The 22,358-nt window shown below is 47.7% G+C and carries 21 protein-coding genes; 3 read left to right on the plus strand and 18 right to left on the minus strand.

From position 1 onward, the window contains the following. Positions 1 to 38 precede the first annotated feature (38 nt). From minD to KNP96_RS02105, 16 genes are all read right to left on the minus strand, one after another. Complete coding sequence (gene minD, locus KNP96_RS02030) at positions 39 to 887, minus strand: septum site-determining protein MinD (RefSeq protein WP_051667297.1); 849 nt, start codon at positions 885 to 887, stop codon at positions 39 to 41. A gap of 5 nt (positions 888 to 892) precedes the next feature. Beyond that, a complete protein-coding gene (locus KNP96_RS02035; protein WP_214768687.1) occupies positions 893 to 1,567 on the minus strand; it encodes a septum site-determining protein MinC in 675 nt (224 codons plus the stop codon). Between the two features lie 3 nt (positions 1,568 to 1,570). After that, positions 1,571 to 2,074 carry a rod shape-determining protein MreD gene (mreD, locus tag KNP96_RS02040; RefSeq protein ID WP_088837533.1) on the minus strand — a complete coding sequence of 168 codons (504 nt, stop codon included), beginning with the start codon at positions 2,072 to 2,074 and terminating at the stop codon, positions 1,571 to 1,573. Further along, on the minus strand, positions 2,067 to 2,951 hold the full coding sequence (gene mreC / locus KNP96_RS02045) for a rod shape-determining protein MreC (RefSeq protein ID WP_088837534.1): 885 nt from the start codon (positions 2,949 to 2,951) through the stop codon (positions 2,067 to 2,069). The genes mreD and mreC overlap by 8 nt, the downstream gene beginning before the upstream one ends. Before the next feature lie 14 nt (positions 2,952 to 2,965). After that, a complete protein-coding gene (locus KNP96_RS02050; RefSeq protein WP_029331054.1) occupies positions 2,966 to 4,000 on the minus strand; it encodes a rod shape-determining protein in 1,035 nt (344 codons plus the stop codon). Between the two features lie 162 nt (positions 4,001 to 4,162). Next, entirely contained in the window at positions 4,163 to 4,795 is a 633-nt protein-coding gene (radC, locus tag KNP96_RS02055; RefSeq protein ID WP_204251439.1) for a RadC family protein, read from the minus strand. Between the two features lie 47 nt (positions 4,796 to 4,842). Next, a complete protein-coding gene (locus KNP96_RS02060) occupies positions 4,843 to 5,421 on the minus strand; it encodes a Maf family protein (protein ID WP_088837536.1) in 579 nt (192 codons plus the stop codon). A 107-nt stretch (positions 5,422 to 5,528) separates the two neighbouring features. Next, positions 5,529 to 6,251: a hypothetical protein gene (locus KNP96_RS02065; protein WP_214766489.1), complete on the minus strand. Its 723-nt coding sequence runs from the start codon at positions 6,249 to 6,251 to the stop codon at positions 5,529 to 5,531. Next, entirely contained in the window at positions 6,248 to 7,969 is a 1,722-nt protein-coding gene (locus KNP96_RS02070; protein ID WP_088837538.1) for a type IV pilus biogenesis protein PilM, read from the minus strand. Before KNP96_RS02070 ends, KNP96_RS02065 begins: the two co-directional genes overlap by 4 nt. An 18-nt stretch (positions 7,970 to 7,987) precedes the next feature. Beyond that, positions 7,988 to 8,743 (minus strand): prepilin peptidase, encoded by a 756-nt coding sequence (locus KNP96_RS02075; protein ID WP_088837539.1) that lies wholly within the window; start codon positions 8,741 to 8,743, stop codon positions 7,988 to 7,990. Positions 8,744 to 8,798: 55 nt separating this feature from the next. Beyond that, the gene (locus tag KNP96_RS02080) at positions 8,799 to 9,323 is read right to left on the minus strand and encodes a type II secretion system protein (RefSeq protein ID WP_214768688.1); all 525 of its coding nucleotides are present in this window, start codon (positions 9,321 to 9,323) and stop codon (positions 8,799 to 8,801) included. Positions 9,324 to 9,459: 136 nt separating this feature from the next. After that, the gene (locus KNP96_RS02085; protein WP_088837541.1) at positions 9,460 to 10,677 is read right to left on the minus strand and encodes a type II secretion system F family protein; all 1,218 of its coding nucleotides are present in this window, start codon (positions 10,675 to 10,677) and stop codon (positions 9,460 to 9,462) included. A 4-nt stretch (positions 10,678 to 10,681) separates the two neighbouring features. Then, the gene (locus KNP96_RS02090) at positions 10,682 to 11,725 is read right to left on the minus strand and encodes a type IV pilus twitching motility protein PilT (protein WP_088837542.1); all 1,044 of its coding nucleotides are present in this window, start codon (positions 11,723 to 11,725) and stop codon (positions 10,682 to 10,684) included. Further along, entirely contained in the window at positions 11,722 to 13,386 is a 1,665-nt protein-coding gene (locus tag KNP96_RS02095; RefSeq protein ID WP_088837543.1) for a GspE/PulE family protein, read from the minus strand. Before KNP96_RS02095 ends, KNP96_RS02090 begins: the two co-directional genes overlap by 4 nt. Before the next feature lie 8 nt (positions 13,387 to 13,394). Further along, complete coding sequence (locus KNP96_RS02100; protein WP_088837544.1) at positions 13,395 to 13,712, minus strand: hypothetical protein; 318 nt, start codon at positions 13,710 to 13,712, stop codon at positions 13,395 to 13,397. A gap of 25 nt (positions 13,713 to 13,737) precedes the next feature. Next, the gene (locus KNP96_RS02105; RefSeq protein WP_251135702.1) at positions 13,738 to 15,072 is read right to left on the minus strand and encodes a VanW family protein; all 1,335 of its coding nucleotides are present in this window, start codon (positions 15,070 to 15,072) and stop codon (positions 13,738 to 13,740) included. Positions 15,073 to 15,245: 173 nt separating this feature from the next. Here KNP96_RS02105 and KNP96_RS02110 point away from each other — a divergent pair, with 173 nt between their 5' ends. From KNP96_RS02110 to KNP96_RS02120, 3 genes are read left to right on the plus strand one after another with little or no spacing between them, the layout of a single operon-like run. Then, complete coding sequence (locus KNP96_RS02110) at positions 15,246 to 15,770, plus strand: type IV pilus modification PilV family protein (RefSeq protein ID WP_214768689.1); 525 nt, start codon at positions 15,246 to 15,248, stop codon at positions 15,768 to 15,770. Further along, a complete protein-coding gene (locus tag KNP96_RS02115) occupies positions 15,733 to 16,350 on the plus strand; it encodes a PilW family protein (RefSeq protein ID WP_088837546.1) in 618 nt (205 codons plus the stop codon). The genes KNP96_RS02110 and KNP96_RS02115 overlap by 38 nt, the downstream gene beginning before the upstream one ends. 17 nt (positions 16,351 to 16,367) lie before the next feature. Continuing rightward, the gene (locus KNP96_RS02120; protein ID WP_214766495.1) at positions 16,368 to 17,939 is read left to right on the plus strand and encodes a type II secretion system protein; all 1,572 of its coding nucleotides are present in this window, start codon (positions 16,368 to 16,370) and stop codon (positions 17,937 to 17,939) included. Between the two features lie 42 nt (positions 17,940 to 17,981). On the opposite strand, the gene KNP96_RS02125 is transcribed toward KNP96_RS02120, so the two are convergent. Continuing rightward, a complete protein-coding gene (locus tag KNP96_RS02125; protein WP_214766497.1) occupies positions 17,982 to 18,671 on the minus strand; it encodes an ankyrin repeat domain-containing protein in 690 nt (229 codons plus the stop codon). Positions 18,672 to 18,688: 17 nt separating this feature from the next. Further along, positions 18,689 to 22,285, minus strand: coding sequence for a DUF5057 domain-containing protein (locus tag KNP96_RS02130; RefSeq protein WP_214768690.1), 3,597 nt, complete (start codon positions 22,283 to 22,285; stop codon positions 18,689 to 18,691). Positions 22,286 to 22,358: the final 73 nt, after the last annotated feature.

The following is a 22,358-nucleotide window of genomic DNA, read 5'->3' on the forward strand; positions in this document are numbered from 1 at the left end:
CAGAAGCAACATAGCTCTTCTCGTCTATTTTCCCTAACTTATTTCATACCAAGCATTTTTTTCAATTTCACGAAGAACCCTTTTTGCGGTTGTTCGTTTAAGTCGAGTAATGGAACTGACTCTCCTAGAATCCGCCGCGTGATGTTCCGGTAACCGAGTCCGGCCCGATTATCCGGATTCATCGTCACAGGGACGCCACGGTGCGAGGCCGCGATGACTTCTTCGTCGTCGACGATCAAGCCGAGCAGGTCGATCGACAAGATACGCATGATTTCATCGATGTCGAGCATGTCGCCTGATGCCATCATGTGTGAACGGACACGGTTGATGACGAGACGCGGGACGATTTCACGCTCCGACCGTTCGAGCATGCCGATGATTCGGTCTGCATCCTGAACAGCGGCTTTTTCCGGTGTCGTGACGATGACGGCTTCATCCGCTCCCGCAATCGCGTTCATGAATCCTTGCTCGATTCCAGCAGGGCAATCGATTAGAACGAACTCATATTCAAGTTTCAACGTGTCAATGATCGCTTTCACCTGTTCCGGCGTGACGGACGATTTGTCCTTAGACTGGGCAGCAGGCAACAGATACATCTCTTCAAAACGTTTATCACGCACGAGTGCTTGGTGCAACTTACATTGCCCCGTCACGACGTCGACGATGTTATAGATACTCCGATTATCGAGACCAAGTACGATATCGAGATTACGTAATCCAATATCCGTATCGACGAGACAAACAGAATGGCCCATCAATGCGAGCGCAGTTCCGATGTTCGCAGTCGTCGTCGTTTTCCCGACGCCACCTTTACCAGACGTGACGACAATCGCCCGCCCGACGTTCGTTTTGGCATCTCTATGTACCTGTTCTTTCACTTGTTCCATGTCTGTCACCCTCTTTCACTATCGATCGCAAACTGATCCATCCGCGCAAGCGGAACGGTTTGGAGTCGAGAAAATTCAATTCCCGCTTCCCCTATAAACGCACAACCCATTTCTAAGGCCGGTACCGGTGCATCATACGGTTCATCATGGACGATGTCGGAAATCGAAATCCACTTCGGTTGTAGCATACTTGCAGCGACGACTGCTTCATCATTACCACCTTTACCGGCGTGAACCGTTCCTCTTAATGCTCCGAGACAATAGATACTGCCAGTCGCATGTACGACAGCACCAGGGTTGATGTCACCGATGACGACGATGGACCCTTCAATATCAAGGACATGACCGCTCCTAGCAGTTCCACCAAAATAGTGGAAGGTCCGTTCCCCGTATAATGCTTTTGCTTCATCTTTCGTCAGGCACTCACTGTCATACCCGTTAAATGAAAAGGAATCATGTCGTCCGACAATCGATTCGACCGCTGTCACGACACCTTCGTCGACGTAACGTCGCCCAAAGAAGAACGTAATCGGTACGGCGCGTCCGTTCTCGACGGATTTATCGGCAAGCGTCAATTCTAAGTCGTCAAGAAATTCATCCACACTGCACCGTTCGTTTACATAAACGGCAAGGCCACCACGATGACCTTTCATCGTTACATAACGCTTACGTTCAATCATGACTCATCCTCTTTTCTCGTCAAGTGTGGATTGCACGAGTCGGGTCATCGGATAATACAGAATGATAATCCCGATCAGCTGTGCAATGAGACTCTTCGGAATGATTTGTGTCGCCAGTTCTTTAAACGGAACATCGACACCTAAGACCGAAGCCGTAAAGAAATAAATATCAAATTCGAATAATAAGGCACTGAACGTAAAGGTGACGATAATCGTCAATACGTTCTCCTTTACATATTTTAGCACGAAGCTACTAAAAAGCGGAATGGCAGATAGCGCAAATAAGTAAATACCGATGATATCGGAATAGACGAAGTCATATAACAGACCGAATACTAAGCCGAAACCAAGTGCCTGTTCGATTTTGCCGTAGCGTCCGAGAAACATCAAGGCAATCAAAGTCAGGTGGACCGCATACGGTGACCCGTCACCGAGCGGACCTGCAAAAATCGTTCCTTCCAAGATAAAAAGAAGGAACACGGCGAAAAACAACTTGACGTTATTCACTAGTGTCCCCTCCCTTATCGGTCTCAGCGAAAGGTTCCTCCGCCTCTCGTTCAATCACGAAGACGTGACCAAACTGTTCGAAGTCTGCTGCCGGTTTGACGTATGCGATTTTCGAAGCACCGTATTTATCCGACTTCACTTCCTCGATTTTGCCGATGACAACACCGCTTGGATATTTTCCTCCGAGACCGGATGTCGCGACAATCTGCCCTTTTTTTAACTTCGCGTCATTCGGAATTTTCGTGAATTTCAACAAGTTTGTTTCCTCATCGAACCCTTCAATCGTTCCGAAGACCCCTTTTCCTTTTGTATCGTCCGCAACAGCTGAGACATTGTTCGTACGACTCGTGTCAGATAACAACTGAACGAGCGAAGTGTAGGCACTCGTCTGAATGACACGTCCAATCAATCCATCTGCCGTCACGACGGCCATATTGGACTTGACCCCTTTTTGTTCGCCGATGTTCACGGTCACGAAACGTTGCCACTCGGACGGTGTGCGACCAATCATTTCAGCTGGAAGTAACGTATAGTCGCGAATCGAGCCACCCAGGTCGAGCATATCTTTTAACTCTTTATTCTCACGTTCTAAATCACGAACTTTGACGGAATTTTCCGCATAGTCATTTAAACGTGATTTTAAATACTCATTTTCCTTATACACGTCACGCACTTCTGTAATCGAAGTGACCGTATCATCAATCCAGCCAATCGGTGTCGCGAAAAGACGTTGACCGACCCCGACGGTATCACGGACAAAACTTTGATACCAGTGGGATTGGTTACGCCCTTGCAACGAAATACCGATCAATATCACCAAAAGGAGAAAACTAAGGAGTGTGATGAGCAGTTTTCGATTATTTAAAAATCGCTTCATCGCTCATCCCGTCCTTATCTTTTTTGTGAGATGCCTGATTTCGAACGAAGGACATTCATCATCTCAAGTGATTTTCCTGTACCGATTGCGACACAATCGAGTGCGTTTTCAGCAACAAGCGTCAAGATGCGTGTTTCGTCTTCGATGACAGAATCAAGGTTTTTAAGGAGCGCACCGCCGCCTGTCAAGACGATTCCGCGGTCCATGACATCAGCTGAAAGTTCCGGCGGTGTCTGTTCAAGCGTGTGCTTGACACCTGCTAAAATCGCATCGACCGTATCGGATAACGCGTCGCAAATTTCTGCACTCGTTACTTCGATTTGTTTCGGAAGACCTGTGACGAGGTCGCGACCACGAATTTCCATCGTTTCGTTTTCTGACTCTTCGTCGATTCGTGCATAACCGATCGTCATCTTGAGTGTCTCGGCTGTCCGTTCACCGATCATCAAGTTATATTTCGATTTGATGTAACGAATGATTGACTCATCCATTTCATCTCCACCGACACGAATTGATTGACTCGTTACGATGCCGCCAAGCGAGATGACTGCGACTTCCGTCGTTCCGCCACCGATATCGACGACCATCGATCCTGTTGGTTCAGATACTGGGAGTCCAGCTCCGATTGCCGCTGCGAATGGTTCTTCAATCGTATAGGCTTCACGCGCCCCGGCAAGTTTTGCTGCATCTTCAACGGCACGTTTTTCGACTGATGTGATGCCGCTTGGCACACAAATCATGACGTTCGTCTTCGAAGAGAACAATCCTTTTTTCTTCGACGCTTGATCCATGAAGTACTTGATCATCGTCGCAGTTGTTTCATAATCAGCGATTACGCCATCTTTCATCGGCCGTCGTGCCGTCACGTTGCCCGGTGTCCGTCCAATCATGTTTTTCGCTGCGTTCCCGACTGCTTCAATCTTACCTGTATCGGTACGGAAAGCGACAACAGAAGGTTCGCGTACAACGATTCCTTGCCCCTTTACATAAACGAGCGTGTTTGCCGTACCTAAGTCAATGCCGATTTCACGGCTAAATGATCCAAACATTATTCAAAAAACCCCTCTCTGAAAATACAACTCCACTAATTATAACGGAAAAGCACTCTTAGAAAAGCGCTAAAACGTTACAGCTTGTTTACAGTTCACCTATTTTTCAAAACATAAAAACGCCTGAGGTCAGGAAGTCCACTTCCCCCTCAGACGTTATTCTTACATAAATCCGCGTTGTTTCATACTAATAAATTGTCCGTGACCGATGACGAGGTGATCGATACAACTGATTCCAATCAATCTGCCCGCCTCGACCATCCGTTCCGACACCTCGATATCTTCCCGGCTTGGCGTCGGATCACCCGATGGATGATTATGGACAGCGATGAAGCTGGCCGCCGAACAGCGGATGGCTTCCCGAAATATGTCGCGCGGGTGGACGATTGACGTGTTCAATCCTCCGATGAAGAGCGTCTTTTTGGAAATGACCTCATTTTTCGTATTCAAATACAGACAGATGAAATGTTCCTGTTGATACAGGCGCATCTCTTCTAACAACAGCTCCGCTGCATCCTCCGGTGAACGAACGACCGGTCGGACCCACTTCGGTTCTGTGACGAGCCGGCGGCCGAGCTCGAGTCCCGCCATGATTTGGAGCGCCTTCGCCTTGCCGACGCCGGGTGACTTCTCCAGTCCTCCGACTCCCGCTGCCTCAAGCTCAATCAACGAGGGATGACGATCAAGTAATTCTTCCGCGATTTCAAGCGGCGATTGATTTCTCGTTCCACTTCGAACGAGACATGCTAGCAATTCGACTGTCGTCGCACGGGTCAGCCCTTTTAGTTGAATCATATCCTTCGGCAATTCAATCACTGCATCCGACCTCTCTTTAATAGGCGTTACGCAAATTCCGGCTTGATTCCGAATGCTTCGAGTCGTTTCGCAATCGGATGAATCGGTAATCCGACGACATTATAATAATCGCCTGAAATCGCTTCGACGAATAATCCTCCGACCGCCTGGATGCCGTATCCACCGGCTTTATCATACGGCTCATCCGTCTCCGTGTAGCGCATAATCCAGTCCTGCGACAATTTGGCAAAACGGACTTCTGTCGTCACGGTAAATGTTTCGACATGATCATTCATCACAATCGTCACGCCCGTCAAGACATGGTGGGTCCGACCAGATAATTGAAGCAACATCTGCTTTGCGGCTAAGCGATTGAGCGGTTTTTCCAAAATCAAACCGTCAATCGACACGACGGTATCTGCCGCCAGAATGATTTCATCCGCCTTAGCTACAGCACGTGCTTTTTTGTCGGATAAGTAGGCGACGTATTCGGCAGGCGCCATCGGATAGGGCGCTTCTTCGACGACGTCAGCAGGACGAACCTCATGCTGTATCCCGATTTGGTCCAAAAGCTGTGTCCGGCGCGGAGACGCCGAAGCAAGAATCAAGGGTGGTTGCGTTACCATTAGTATCACGCTCTTTCTGATAGATTTCGAACTAGCTTAATTCACTCAACGGGTAGTATAACGAAAAACAAGTGCCTCTCCCGTGAAGGGAAGCACTTGTTTCCAAACTAATTTCCTGTGACATCAACAAAGGGATCTGATTTCGGGGTCGTCTCCTTGAGTGGTGTCTTCTTATCTGGAACGAGTTGTGTTAGATCAGGTCGGTAATACGTCTCGATTTCAATCGTAAACGCCATCATCTCATCGTCAAGAAGAATCGTCTCACTTCCGGCACCCGGTTCATCCGGCCCCGTCAATTGAATCTGACGCAAGATCGTAATCCGATCCGTCCGTTCGATTTGTTTAAGGAATGCCATCAGTTCGAGATAGGATGGTGCTTCGACGGATAACGATGCCGGAAGCGGTGTCGCGGCCGTTGTCGCGACGGGTGCTTCTGCTCCATCCGCATCGATGTCAGACTCTGTCGCCATCGCTCCGTCGACGACCGGTGTCGACTCGACAACCGGAGCAGGTGCAACATCCGTTTGGCTGAACGTAATCGACTGGACTTTGACTCCTGCGATTTGACTCGAGGCATTGATGGCGTCGATGACGTCATCATTCGCCGGGAGGACAGGCACTTTTTTCTGTAAGAAGCTTGATTCGGCGACATCGACTTTTTGCTCATTCGCTTTTGCGATTTCGAGGGCCATCTGTTCCCGGTCAAGCGTCGCTTCCGTTTCATTCAATTCTTCGTACGTCGTATAGGTCGTATAACCGAAATAGGCGACTCCTCCAATTACGAGCAGGAGCGTCAATCCGAGGAGAAGGTAACTACTATAGCGCTTCAATTATCCTCCACCTCCTCAATCTCGGTCGAGACGACTTCGCCTGTTCCGTCTTCCGGTGTCACTTCACCGTCTGGCGTTGCCGACTCCGTCTCGCCATCTTCTTTTGGTACATCCGGATTCGCTTCATTCGTTTCACCTTTGACGACCTCCGCCGGTAAGACTGACAACGTGAATTGCCCGATGTAACGCGGTTCTTCCGTTTTTTCATCAGCCGATGGTGTAATCGTCGTCGTCGGAATTTCTTCCCCTGTTGCCGGGTCGATCGTCGTCGACGTGACGACATCTGCCTCTTCGTTCATCGTCTTCGTTGTGATACCTGTCAATGAAACTCCTGTAAAGACGTCATCCGTCAAGAGTTGACGATAAAAACCATTCAACTCTTCCAGTGTTTCGAATTGTGCATTCATCGTCACGAGATGATCGGCACCATAGGCGAACTGTAAGATGTAGCCGCGTTCCGGTAAGTAGCGGGTAATCCGTTCAAGCGTCGGGACTGCCGGGCGCGGCGTCTCCTCTAATCCGTCGACGGTCTGCTTCAATTGGGCAATTTCTTGTTTTGCTGATTGTGCCGATTCCGCTTGAAGGGCACGAACGATTTGCACTTGATTGTTTGCCGTCTCGATTCGGTCCGCGAACTGGTCCGTTTGCCAGAACAAGTAGCCGCCAATCATTCCGCCAAATAACAACAGGACGAGCGACGCGACGAGCGGAAACTTCGGCATGACGTCGTTCTCTGGTAACAGATTGATTCGAGTTTTTTGTGGAATCGCGAGTCCGATCAGCGGTAAATACGCACGCGGAATCGGTTGTGGCGCGACTTCGAGCTGCTCCGAAAGCTGTTCGAGTCGGAGATCAAAATTCGCTTCGAACCGTTTGACGAGCTCCTCCTGGAACGGGAAGTCTCCCGCTAGAATGACACGGCTGATTTCCCGTTGGTCGCGTGCGAGCGAAAACCGGTAGAAATCGAGCACACGTGAAAATTCGAGCAGCATTTCGTCAAGCGTCATCTCGACTTGTGCGTCATCTAAGCGATACCGGTAATGGAGACGATCCTCCATCACTTCAACTTCCCAGACGTTCGAACTGAACGTATCGACGGAACGGATTAAGCGCGGAACTTTGTCTTCGATGATGATCAGTTGATGATTCGTCGCATTGACGTTCCAAATCAAGACGCTGCTACTGTCTTCGACTTCATAGAGCGACTCGATTCCGAAAAACGTAGCGAGCGGTTGCGGTTCAGCTGCGACAAGCCGCAGGTGCTTTTGCTTAAACAATTGCATGTATTGTTGAATCGCTTCGTTCGGTGCCGCATACAGCATGATTTCCCGTTTGCCGTCTTCTTCGAGCAGAGTGTAATCGAAGTACGGTTCTTCAAACGGCAGGACGATACTGTGACCAAGCTCCATGAACAAGTACCCGCGGATTTGATTCGTCTCGACCGACTCCGGGATTTCAAGTTTTCGGGCAAGGACGAGTGAACCATCGAGGGCAAGAACAGCTTGCGAACCTCGCGGAACCTTTAATTTCGTCAACAGGCTGTCAAAAATCAAATCAAGTGACGCTTCCGGTTGCAACCATCCACCTTGGAGTGTCCCGGCAGGCAGGGACGCAACAGCGCGTCGTTTGATGACACCGTTCTTGACGACGGCGCCGAAGACGGCGACATCCGTGAAGTTGAAATAAATATATGTACCTCTACGCCTAGCTTGCGCCATATGTAGGTTCGTCCTTTCTCATAGGAACAGATCGAGGTATAACGTCACCCAATCGTCCGCGAAATAATAAGTGAGTAATGTCCCGATCGCAATCGACGGGACGAAGGGAATCGGTTGCTTGCGTTCGACGCGCTTCAATCCGAGCAATGTCAGCCCAATGACGGAACCGACAAGTGCCGAGACGAATAAGGCAATCACGACGTCGAGTGGTCCGAGAAAAATACCGAGTAAACCAAACAGTTTGACGTCCCCTGCGCCCATCCCTTGACGTGATGCGAGAAAAATTGCAAACAATAAACTAAAACCGACGATTCCGCCAATAATTGGATTATACCAGTTCTCGTATGGAGAAAGGTAGCGAACTATCAGACTAATCGGTAAAAAGAAGAGTAATATTTTATTCGGAACGAGCATGTAGGCAAGATCCGACATGACGAGGATGAATAACAGGCTCGTCAGGACAAGTGTCAACACGAATTGCATCGACCATCCGAATTGATAGAACGCATAGGCGTAAAGCACGCCACCAAGCAGTTCCAGCGCCGGATACTTCGCGGAGATCGGCAGTTGGCAGACACGGCATTTTCCGCGTAAAGCGAGATAGCCGATGACCGGTGTCAGTTCGAGCGCACCGAGGACGTGACCACAATTCGGGCAATGCGAGCGCGGTCGCACAATCGATTCCCCCACCGGAATCCGGAGTCCGACGACATTTGTAAACGACGTGATTAACATGCCAATAATGAAAAAATAGACTGTAAAAACGATTGTCATGTTAGGCTCCTTTCTTAAAAAACTTCAGAAAAAAACCCCCGAGGTGGGGGGAGTATTACTTTTCGACTACGCCAGTTCGTTTTAGTTCTCCAGGAGCAGCTTTTGTGAAGTAAGTATAATCATCTGATTTACTTGCTAATGTAACCTCATAAGTGTACGTTCCATTTTTTTCAGTAACCGTAACATAAGAATCTTTGTAGTCGGCATCAGAGTTCAATGCGTCCTTCATGTCATCGATATATTTGCTTAATGAATCAACTCGTGGAGTAGCATCTGTTCCCTTAGCAACTTTGTTAGTTTTAATAGCTTTTCCTGCCTCGTTCACACCAACTTTCACAGTTTCTCCAGGTTGAACTGGATTTGAAGATGTATACAACTTCGCTGCCGCTACTAATTGTTTCGCATCGGATACAACTGCATCCTTACGTGAGTTTTCAATCAATCCGCCAATCGCTACTACCGCGATTGCGGCAATAATTCCGAGGATAACGACAACGACGAGTAACTCGATCAACGTCAAGCCCCGCTCATCGCGCATTTGTTTTGCATCTAACCAAATTTCTTTGAACCGTTCTAACATTTTAGTATTCCTCCCTAGTGCTTTTTTCTGAGTTCGATGTATAGGTAATACTATCCATATGAATACTATTATAGTAGCACCATAATTTTAGTTAATTATGTCTTTTTTAGACAACAGGTAAATGATTTCGCAGTTGTTATTCGCCCTGGATATCCGAATAGATTTTGAACATCGGGACGACGACGGCGATGACGATGACACCAACGATTGCGGCGAGGACGACAATCAACAGCGGCTCGATGATTGACTTCAAGCGATCCGTCGTTGTTTCAACTTCCGTCTCATAAAAGTCTGCGACCTCTGTCAGCATGGAGTCCAGGCGCCCGGACTCCTCCCCGATGGCAATCATCTGTGTCACGAGAGGTGGGAAATATTTGTTTTTTTCTAATGGTTCGTGCATCGGAATCCCGCGCGACATCGCTTCATTCGCACCGGCGATTCCTTTACGGATGATTCGGTTCGTGACGATTCGCTCCGTAATGTCGAGCGAAGCAAGAATCGGGACCGATGCATTCAGTAATACAGCGAGTCCCCGCGTCATCAAAGCAATCTGTGACTTTTGAATCAATGGTCCGAAGACCGGCAACATTAACAGTAAGCTGTCGAAGATGACCCGTTGCCGCTCATTTTTTAAATTAAAATACAGCAGACCGAGCAATCCGAAGGCGACAAGCAACAAGACCCACCAGTAAGCGACAAAAAAGTCCGATACGGCAACAACAAGTTTCGTAATTAATGGAAGTTCGCTTCCGAGTTGATCGAAAATCGACGCGAACGTCGGGACGACGTTCAACATCAGGAAGACGACGACACCAATCGCGACGATTGAAACGACGGCCGGATAAATCAATGCCGAAATGACTTTCCGTTTAATCTCGTACTGTTTTTGAAGCTGGGTGACGATGTTATCGAGGGCTTCTTCTAAATTCCCGCTCGCCTCACCCGCCATCGCCATACTGACGAAGAATGTATCAAAGACGCGCGGATGTTTCTCAATCGCTTGCGAAAATTGAATCCCGCTCCGTAAATCATCTTCGACTTCGACGAGTGCCCGCTCGAGCGGCTTCGATTCTGTCTGTTTCCGTAAAATTTCGGTCGCTTTAACGATTGAGACACCGGACCGGACGAGCGTCGCAAATTGACGTGCGTACATGACTAAATGTTCGATTTTCGGTTTTGCCGTTAAGAATGTGATCTCGGTATTTAAGCCTTTTGATTCTTGTTTCTCAAGTGACGTGACGGCGATTTGTTCTGTCCGGAGACGTTCTGCCGCCTCCCGTTTCGTTAATGCTGTAATCTTACCTTTTTTCCGTTTACCGGCCATCGTCCGACCTTCATACATGAATACTGCCATCTGCTCACCCCGATATGTAAGGTGTCGCGGCTGATGCTGGGATCAGTCCCCGACTAACTAAGTCTTGTAAGGCCATTTGCATCGTCTGCATCCCATACTGTTTTCCGGTCTGCAAAACGGATTGAATCTGATATTCCTTACCTGTGCGAATCAAGTTTGAGACGGCTGGTGTCTCGACCATGATTTCAAGCGCCGCGACCCTGCCTGTACCATCGGACCGGGGCATCAAGCGTTGCGAGACGACACCCGCCAGGACATTTGCAAGTTGGGCGCGAATTTGATCCTGTTGCTCCGATGGAAAAACATCGATGATCCGACTGACTGTCGAGGCAGCGGTCGACGTATGGACGGTCGCGAAGACGAGATGTCCCGTCTCTGCAGCTGTGACTGCCGTCGAAATCGTCTCTAAGTCGCGCATCTCACCAAGCAAAATCACATCCGGATCCTGACGGAGTGCAGAACGTAAGCCACTCGCGAATCGCGGGGCATCAATGCCGATTTCACGTTGGTCAATCAAACTTTTATGATGACTATGTAAGTATTCAATCGGATCCTCGAGCGTAATGATGCGTTTATACATCGTCTGATTGATTTCGTTGATCATCGCAGCGAGCGTCGTCGACTTCCCTGACCCGGTCGGTCCCGTGACGAGAATCAAGCCATGCGGTTTCGTTAAAAACCGTTTGAGGACAGGAGGTAACGCCAATTGTTCGAGTGTCGGCACTTCAGTCGGAATCGTTCGAAAAGCCATTGAGAGTGCACCACGTTGATAAAAACAATTGACGCGGTAACGGGCGACACCCGTCACACCAAAGGAAAAGTCGATGTCACGATCTTGTTTGAGCTGAAGGTACATTTCCTCGGTAATCAGCGACTGAACGAACCCGTCGATGATGACCGGTTTGAGTTTATCCGTCCCGTAAGCAATCAATGTTCCATTGACGCGAAAGACGGGGGGAGATCCTGCCGTCAAATGGACGTCAGAAGCCCCTTTTTCTTTTGACGATCTGAGAATGTCTTCGATTTGTGCGCGTTCCATCGTACTCATTCTGATATCACCGTCCGTAAGATTTCTTCCGTCGTCGTAATTCCTTGGGCGACTTTTGTCAGTCCATCCGCTAAAAGGAACCGTTGACCTTGCGACTTGACGTACATCGTGATTTCGCTTTCCGTCGATTGGTTCATAATCATCCGTCGCAATACTTCATCGATCATGACGACTTCCTGAATCGCGAGTCGCCCCCGGTACCCCGTCATGTTACAAGACGAACAGCCGCGTCCGCGCATGACGGTCGTCGCTTCGATCCCTTCTTGCGCAAACAACTCTTGTTCGCGTTTTGAAAGGGGTTGGACTTCCCCGCAGTCACGACAGACGCGACGGACGAGACGTTGCGCAATCAATCCGGTAACCGACGCCGCGACAAGGAATGGTTCAACTCCCATGTCAATCAGACGGGTGATCGAACTGATGGCCGAGTTCGTGTGCAACGTCGACAGGACAAGGTGTCCCGTCAATGAGGCCCGAATCGAAATTTCCGCCGTTTCAATATCACGGATCTCTCCGACCATGACGACGTTCGGATCTTGTCGTAAGATCGAGCGTAACCCACTCGCGAACGTCAAGCCGATCTTACTGTTCACTTGAACTTGATTGATGCCGTCGACTTGGTACTCGACCGGATCTTCGACCGTAATGATGTTACGGCTCTCATCATTCAATTCGTTTAGAGCCGCATACAATGTCGAGGACTTACCAGACCCTGTCGGTCCAGTAATCAAGATGATGCCGTTCGGTCGTTTCAGCATCTCCCGGAACTGGGATTCATTGCGTTCACTAAATCCGATTTTCGAAATCGAGATATTCGAGTTCGAACTGTCGAGAATCCGGATGACGACTTTCTCACCATAGACGGTCGGAAGTGTCGAGACACGGAAATCGTAGGCGAGACCATTATAGATGTACTTGATCCGTCCGTCTTGCGGCAAGCGTGATTCCGTAATGTCAAGCTCACTCATAACCTTGATCCGGGTCGTCAAGATGTTCTGAATTTGTTTCGGGTAGTTGTTTTCCGTCCGCAACTCCCCGTCAATCCGAATCCGAATCGATAAGGAGGCTTCCTGCGGATCCATGTGGACGTCGGATGCCCGTTGCGAAATCCCATTCTCGAGAATTTGATTAACGAGACGAATGATTGGCGCATCTTCTCGTGTCACGACATCCCGCGTCGCATCAGACTCCATCATTTCATCGGATTCGAGTAACTCCCGGAGTGATGAATCGATATCGTAATACTTTAAAATCGTCCGTCGGATTTCATCGCGTGTCGCGATGCCGACTTCAATCATCAACCCCGTCTGAAGCCGCAGGTCATCAATCGCAATCAAATCGAGCGGATCCGCCATCGCAATGAATAAACGGTTGCCTTCCCGGTAGACCGGGACGAGCGTATGGCGCTGAGCAAGATCTTTTGAAATCAGCTTCGTGACTGCCACGTCGACCGGATAGTTATACAGTTGAATGATTGGTATCTTCAATTGATGATGGAGCGCTTCGAGTAGTTGTTGCTCCGTCAAATGCCCTAATCGTAAGAGCGCATCCCCTAATTTTTCAGTCGCCCGTTTGACCGTCAAGGCTTCTTCAATCTGAGTTTCCGTGACGAGACTTTCTTCAAGCAGCATCTCGCCGAGACGTTTCCGTTTCATTGCCATTTAGTTCGTCACCCTTCCGCGTGCCATGTTTCTTCTTCATCAAGTACTGTCGGTCGCTGTTGTTGTTTTTCGTCAATCGTACTCGTGATCGCTGTAACGATTAGGAGTGTGACGATATATCCCGCAATGACAAACGGATTCGCCATCCAATCGAATTTGACGAGCATGTAAAGTGCTAACACTAGTACAAGTGCCATCACCGAGAGAATAACTTTCGCACGTGACGTCACGATGAATGGGATTTGAACCGCAAACATCAAGCCACAAATAATCGTCGCCAGACCAATAATGATTCCGAGCTCAATTGCTAAATCTGTCCAGTTCATAGGATCCCTCATTTTCTATTGATTTTTAGCCAACTGCTGGTTCCGCTGGATCACTTTCGGCGGGAGAAGCTGGATCGCCTTCTGTCGGAGCATCTGGTGTATCCGGTGACGTCGGTGTATCGGGAGTTGCCGGTGCGTCTGGACTTGTCACATCTGACTCTGGGTCCGTTTGATCCGTCGTATCGGACTCAGCATCGGTTTGATCCGTCGTCCCGTCCTGTGGATCTTCAGCAGGTGGTGTGACGACCGGCGCTTGCTCCGCTTGACTGCTCTTCGTGACGATTGCCGGTGTCGCGGCATAAAAATCAAGTGCGACCAGCATTTTCTCTTCGCCTTTGTTCGACTTGATGATGCGGTACAGTTCAATCGATGTCCCTTCCGACCCGGACTGTGTATCACTTGTCGTTCCAGCAGATAGTGTCGCTGAATAGCGGGTGATCGTCCGGTACGGAATTGATTTTTCACCTTCAAGCACTGCTGTGACCGTGTCTTTGAACGGCATTCCCCGTAGTTCAAGCGTCACGTCACTACCATTTTTCGTTGCGACAAGCTGGTAGTTCACTGCTTGTGTGTTCCGTACGGCAAAATCTGTTTTTTCATCAATTCGGACATCGTAGCCGAGTGTGATTCCCTCAGGCAATTGATCATGCGGCATCCGCTCGACGATTTCAAACGGTGTTTTTGCGAAGAGTTCATATAGTTTACTGCCGATATATGAAGCCGCCACACCGTCCATTCCGTATGTCTTCGTATTCATCAACTGTCCGGCTTTTAAATCGACTTGCGTCATCGCCTCAACCATCTGTTCTTCGGCGACTGAACGTGTTGTAAAGGACACCGAGGAAACGACTTCTTCCGTTGATGGAGATGTTGTCGAGACAGCCGGATCATAGTTGCCCTCTTCGAGTTGTTGTCCCATGTTCGTCAGCCATGCTTTAAATGCCGTCGTTTGTTCCGGCGTGTATACGACCGGTTGCGTCGAGAGGAATGCTTCAACGCCCGGTTCGTCAAGCGTGATGTCCAAGTCGCCTCCCTTTTTTAAAGCAGCTGCTTCGACGGCCTCATCCACTTTAAACGTCACGAGCGTCGTCGGAACAGGAACAAGTTCTTCTCCCGTCCCAATCGTCAATGGCGTTTTGTTCGACCAGGTCGTGATGGCTTTTTGAACTTTCGGTTTTGCTTCTTCCCGTGTCATACCACTAACCGGAACAGAGGCAATCCGCGCACTTTCAGAAAACTTTTCACTGACGCTTGCTTGTCCCGTAAACGAAATCAGCGCAAACGAAGGAACATAGATTAAGGCAATCAAGAGGACTAAAAGAAGCGTATGTACTGCAAAACGTTTAGGATTTATCATCATCTGTTTCCTTTCCTTATGAAATAACCATTTCAGGTGTCTAGTATTTCCATTATAATGAATATTATGATGAAACATAAGTCCTATCCTGACAATAACTTTCATCATGTGTGAATACATACCGTTTTTTATTTTTGAATAGATAATTCATATTGAGTCAGATACGAGGTGAATCCATGCAAAACAAGCAACAAGGCTTTTCATTAATCGAAGTATTAGTCAGTATCACGATTCTTTCAATCATTTCAGTTTCACTCATCAGCATTTTTTCCCAATCCTTATCCGCTTCTCGTGATAGCACGGAATTGACGTTTGCGAATTACCTGGCGAAAAATGCCGCTTCTTATATCGAACAGGAAGCCGTCGAAGCGGAGAACGGCCCCTTCGTATTCGATACACTTCTTGAACAGACGAAAGGCACCCCATATCAGAATGGTAGCTATACAATACCGACGCCGAACACGCCGTCATGTGGTGTATCGGCTATTTGTGACTCAATCTTCAATGATGCGGAAATAAATAATATGCCATTCGATGTAAAAATCAGTGTTACCCCGCATAAAATCGAAGGAATCGAAAATCCGAACCTCCTCGATTTATACGTCTATGTCTATCTCGACGGTCAAGCTGAACCGATTACATCATTGAAAGGATCGATTACGAATGCGACGCTCAACCAAAGTTTTCCCGCAACAAAATGACGGATTTTCCCTCGTCGAACTGCTCGTTGCCATCGTCATCGCTGCTATTTTTAGCGGAGTCATCCTGACCGTCTTCATCTCCGGTACAAAGAGTTTTCAGGCGACGGGAATCATCAGTGAGCTCAGAAGCGAAGCCGATAGTTCGGTCGGACTCATTTTAAATGAAATCACCGGCTTCGATGCCATTCGCATCACAACAGCGAATGAGCTGTCTTTCTATAAAAAGACATTGCCTAGCCTTAACCTAGATTCCGGTCTACTCGAGCGAACGGACGGCTTCATTCCGTTCAACGCCAATGTCGAACAACAAAATGAAGTCACATCAACTCCAATCACCTATACATTCGCAACACAACGACTTGACGAAAACATACTCATCTACGAAGGTGCACTCGAAAACATCAATGATCAAACAGAAATCAAAAAGACCTTTACGATTTCAAGTCCCGAGTACGTCGACATCACGACCGGTGACTACCCGGGCAGATACGTCGTCCATGGCATTTTGACGATGACGCTCCGAATTCAGTCGACGGATAATGAAGAAACACAGACCTTGAATAGTACGATTGGATTTTAGTTCAGAAAGGACGACCCATGAAAAAATCTGAAGAAGGTTATACGCTATTGTTCGTACTCGTGACATTGACCGTCCTATCGGTCTTAGCAATCGCGACGATTGGTGTCAGCCTACAATCGACACGATTGACGGAAATTCGCGGAACGAATATCGAAGTCGATACAGCGACGCGAAACGAGCTTGATCAAGCGATCGCAGCACTCCAACAACTCGTCGCAAAAACCAGTCAAGAGAATCCAACCAGTTCCTCAAAAGAGCTATTTGCAGATATCCCGAATAAAATCATACTCCCCTTGAAGACGTCGGCTCCTCTTGTTGAAGTTCAGTTAAATGAAGCCGCCTCGAACGTCCGTGTTAAAGCGTTCGATTTGACCGCTCACGTCGAAGAGACGAAAGGTGATCAACCGACGGTCAAAAAGACCTATACTCAACGGGTCTATTTATCAGCGATTCCTAGTTTTCTATACTATACGCTCGGGTCCGACAATCAAGTCATCTTAAATGGAGCACCACGAATCGAAGGGAACGTCTTCTCGCGGGAAGCACTCAAAGTTTCTGCGACGCCAAACTTCATCTATAACGGTCAGATAGGCCACTATACAGATAAGCTGGCCCATCCATACATTGATGGACAAGTTCGTGTTTTCCAGCCGCAAACTCAACCGCTTCTAACATGTACAGACTTTTTACCATGTGATGCGACCGTCTTTGATCCGACCACCAAAACGGATCTTGTTTCAACGAAAGATACGCTCGTTCCGTTCGATTTTGAATTTGCCCTGAATGATTTCTTAACGATTCCAAGTAACACACCACTCGCCTCCGTTCCGACCTACTTAAAGAGTCAATCAATTGAAAAATCGGTGCTGACAGGACCATTCTTGAATGAATTGAGTACGAAGAAACAAATCATCATCCCAGCTCCGACTGAGCAAAATACAGTGACGATTACCGATGATATCGTTAAAGAATCGCTCGAACCGTTAATCATCGACGGCAACTTGACGATTTCTTCACTCAATCCGATTACGCAACCGCTTGAGATTAAACGTCCAATCGTCGTCCTCGGTGATTTATTGATTCGGGGTAACGTCAGTTTTGCGACAACCATCTTCTCGACCGGTTCAAGCCGGTTAGATGATGCCAACATTCAAGGCATCACGAGTTCAACGAATCAAAACACTCTGATTTTACTCAGCAAAGGAACGTTAACGATCAATCGTGTCAATAAGTTTTCCGCACCTAAAACAACCGCACCGGACATGAATGCCTTTCTTTACAGTGATTCGCCTACCTTGAATCGCATTTATTCAGTCGGGTCGACGATGAACTTACAAGGCGGTATCTTCACAAAAGGACAGCTTGAGGTTAATGCGTATCGCGGGACGCTGGACTTACCGGAAGCGAACTACCCGGCAGACGTCACCGCGTTGACCACTTTGATGAACACGAAAAAATCTGCTGACGCGGTACAATCTCGTCTCCGCCTGAAATATGATGCGAGTGTCCTGAAAAATCCGACGTCGATGCTTCCACTCAGTCGGGCTGTCAAAATGTATGTCGAGACTCCGAAACGAACAACTCCTTGACGCTAAAAACCCCTCGACATTGATGGATGTCGAGGGGTTTTTTCATTGAAATGTTGTCGCACCATACGCTCGTGCCAACTTTTTGACTTTGGTCTTCTTGACTTCTGCACCTTGTTTTACCAACAACTGATAAATATCCTGTCGGTCTTGTTTGACTGCTTCATAAATCGGCTGATGCTTTCCGACGTTCGGATTTGCTCCTGCTGCCAGTAACTGCTTAATCACAGTCTCATTTTGATCGACCGTCGCATAGTAGAGAGGCGAATTTCCGGCTTTATCGAGCGCATTGATATTTTTTCGTGTAGCTTCTTTAATCAGTAAAGCATAAGCATCCGCAGGTTGGTTCACGCTCGTCGCAACATGCAAGACTGTCTGTTGTTGCTCATTCGTTTGCTCGACGGAAGCCCCCGTAGCAAGCCATTTCTTGACTACAGAAGCTGGTCCGAACCGGGCGACATAAAACCAGTTAACTTGATTTTTAACACTCGTGTCGTCCAACAAAACGAGTGCTTTGTCATAGTCGAGTGCTTCTTGGAACTGCTGAATGTACTGATTCCGGTCTTTTGTCGATAAAGAAACGTGTTCGACTGCTGACGCAAATGCGTTAACATCTGACGTATCGATACTCTTTTCAAACGCTTGCTGGTTTCGCTGTTCGATCAACAAGTAGGTCGCTGCTCCAATTCCGATTAGAAACAGGAGAACGACGCTAATGATTTGCTTTTTCTTCACGTCATTTCCCCCGTCACTTAATAGACATCCGTATCTGGTGAAGTGCTCGAACCTTCAGAAGAAATCGTCACTTTAAAGGTCGCCGTCAACGGTTGTTTCTCCGTCGCACCGGTTTTGATGACTTCAAGGACCGATTGATCTGCTTTTAATGCCGTCACTTTGACACGTGCGACACCTGGGCGAATCGGTTTTAAGGCTTGTGCCGATGAATCAATCTTCACATACTCTTTTCCCTGAAGCACTTCCAACCGATAAAAACGCTCTGTCGCCGTCACGGGTAACCAGTTCAAGACAGGCTGCTTTTGAACATCCTGCATGGAAAGTGTTAAATCGTTCGCCGTCAAATCAGTTGGATTTTCACGTACCATGATTTTCGTGATGGCTTGTGTCGCTGTAAAATCTCGAAGTTTCAATAAGCCGTCGACTGGACCAGCCGGTGTCCCCGTTATTCCCTTGACTGTGTAACCAGCCGCCGTTTGAATGAGTTCGATCGCCGGACTAGACGTCGAAACGGTGAACGGTAATCGAATACTCGGTGTAAAGGTCGCTGTGACATCTTGCGTCGTGTTGACCCATAACTCTAGGTTATTCGGTGTTACGGCTAGTTCCGGTAATTTAACTTCAATCGTATAGATTTGCGACTGTGCTAAATAGGTCGTGCTGCCGCTCGATGCCGGAACAACGGCTTGAACGGTCATTGTGCCTGGTTTTTTTCCTGTTAGCGATAACTCATCTGTTGTCAGACCGGTAGCCTCGACTAAATCGTTGTTCGTGACAAGCCATTTAATCGGTGCATCCGTCCCGGACAACATGGCTGCTTCGCCCGTCATCGCTTTCGTCTGTCCGACGTATAACTCGCTTGGTACACCACGGACGATCAATCCACCAAAGACATCGTTAATCGTCAACTTCGAAGTCGCGACTAACTCACGTCCATTCGCGACGGGGACAATCAATTTAATTTCCGTCGTTCCGATTTTCTTCGGTTCGATGATGCCTTGATCGTTAATCTTCGCAATGCTCGTATCTTCAATCGACCATCTCAATGTGCCGTACTGGCTACCTGCCGGATTGATTTCTGGCAATACCTTATAAGACGGCGTGTTGATATCCATCCGGACAGCTGGAATTTTAGCTTCCGTCGCAAAGCGGGTCGATAAGGCATATCCTAGTCTCGGGAACGACTGAACATCGTTCGCAAGTGAAGTCGATTTATCGACGCCATTTTTTTTATCACGGTAGATGGTCTTCGTTGAAACAATTGTATTCTCTTTTTCATCGAAGACATGAACACCTGCCGCATCCTTCGCTCGTACTTTTACGGTAAAAGTCAGTTCCGACGGCTTTGCAATCCATAATCCTTTGTGGAGCCCTTCAATCGCTTCATCATATTCGATGTCCGGTACATTCCCAGTCAATGTTTGATTGACGATTTTCGCACCGTTAAGACCTGTTGCTGAGACGACTTCGACATTACTCGGGAAGTTTTCTGTAAACAAAATATCTTCCATCGTTACTGAAAATTGTCCCATGATGTAGCCGTTGTTACCGATTGCATCTTTTTGAAGCATCGGGCTTGTTTTGACCGTATACGTAATCGTTGCTGTTTCCCCTTGCGGAATCGTTGCCGGATCGATTGACCGTGATAACGTGAACGGAGATGAAGCGGATGGCTGAACGATTTGGACGGTACGTGTCTCAATCGTTTTCGCCCCCCGTTGATCCTCTGCTTCGATCCGGATTGTCGCGGTTGTTTTCCCTGTCAACTTAGCATCGAAGCTTTGGCTGACAAACGAATTGTTTTTTAGTTTATTATTTTCATACACTTTTTCATTGTCGATGTAGATTCGTGTCTTCAATTCCCGATCGCGTAAGTCATAGTCATTAACCTTATAAGATACCGTGATTGGTTCATTGTCTAAATAACTCGCTTGATTGGCTGGCAGGATATTTTTAATGAGCGGTTTATGATTCGCCCCGATAAAGGCGCGGTACATCGTGTTCGAGAACAGTTCTTTTTCCTGTTGTTGGTTGAACGTCGAGGTATGTCCTGCACCAGAATACGTCACATTGCCTTTTGTATACATGTAGTAATGGTTACGGGCATCGCCGATTGTGCGTCCGGCTGACTGATTCGAATCAGCCGTACTATTTTCCCGAATGTTGTACCACGGAATTAAATCGGGTTGTTCTAAATCAAGACCAAAGTATTGGTCATGGGTTGTTGCGATTGAGACTTCATCCGCTAACGTAAACGGATACGACGTCATGACACCGTCATTTTGTTTGACCGCCTTCCCTGACGTCCGCTGTGCTCCGTACCCCATGTTCGTGAAGTTCTTTTGTCCGGCAAGTCCGGCAAATTTCTTTTCCCAGAACAGTTCCGGATTCGCTGACTGACTTGGACGGAAAATCGTATCGTGGGACAACATCAGTCCTTGCCCGGTGTTCGTGAAATCAAGGATTGCATTCGAGGCCGCATCATTCAGCGACGCCGCTCCGTACGAATCTTGAAATCCAAAGATTAACATGTCGTACGTCGTATTTAAGTTTCGTGATGCGTACGTACTGTTAAATGTATCTGCCGTAATGACTTCGACGTTAAAATCATAGTACCCGGTTTCTTTCAATAACGTACCGGTGTTCATGAAGCCATTGATTGAACCCGTCGATCCACTGCGCGTCACCTGTAAGATTTTTGCTTCTGCGACTTGGTCCTTCATTAAGAAACTACCTGTTTTGTAGTCGGTCAGTCCGTCGCTACTCGACACACGGATCATCCAGTTCCGCGGTCCCGTGTAACTCGGGGCATCGAAATTATAGCTCAATGCCCCCGTTTTGGTAGCCGGCTTCTCATCAACCTTTTCCGACTCTTCAAATTGGTCATTGCTATCAAAGTCGATATACAGTTGCGCTAACTGATTCGTGTTCTCGAGCGTCGTCGTGTACATGAAGTCGATTGGAACGTTCGGAACAGCTGACTTCCCTTTATCGATTCCTGTTAATGACACACCGTTTTGTTTGACGGAAACACCTTCTAGCCGCGGACGGATGACCTTTTGAGTCTTTAACTTCGTCATGACTGTCTGAATATCCGTATATCGCATCAATGCATTTGATTTAAGATCTTTAAAGATGGCATTAAAATTGCTTGACGTATGTGTCAAGACATCTTGATGTAGAAAAACCGGCAGCCCTTTATTGACGAAGGCACTGACGATTTCATTTCCTTTTAACTTCGTGATGTCGTTCTCAATCTTACTCGTATTATGTGCTTTCTTCGTATCCGAGATTGTCATTGAATAACGGTCGGTTCCTGTGAAGACGGATGGATCAAAGACAACAGCATCAAACGCACCATCTAACGGAAAACGAGAAGCGTTCAATTCTTTGACCGTCATCATTTCAATCTCATAGCGGGTCGAATCGAGCCCGTTGAGCAATGAGGTGATTGTCGTATTTGGATCAATCCGGTTCGTCGTCGACCATGCATCCCGGATTTCAAGAATTTTCAACTTATCTGCCGCAGCAGCCTTCGTATGTGGTTCCTGTATATAACTAAAACTCGTAAAGATCAGTACACTGACTAAAAACAGACGTAACCACCGTTTCATCTTCCATCGTCTCCTCGTCGTAAGATCATAAAATATAGGACTATATTACCCCAACCTTAGTATACAAGGACTT

Source organism: Exiguobacterium sp. s133 (assembly GCF_018618595.1).
Taxonomy (GTDB): domain Bacteria; phylum Bacillota; class Bacilli; order Exiguobacteriales; family Exiguobacteriaceae; genus Exiguobacterium_A; species Exiguobacterium_A oxidotolerans.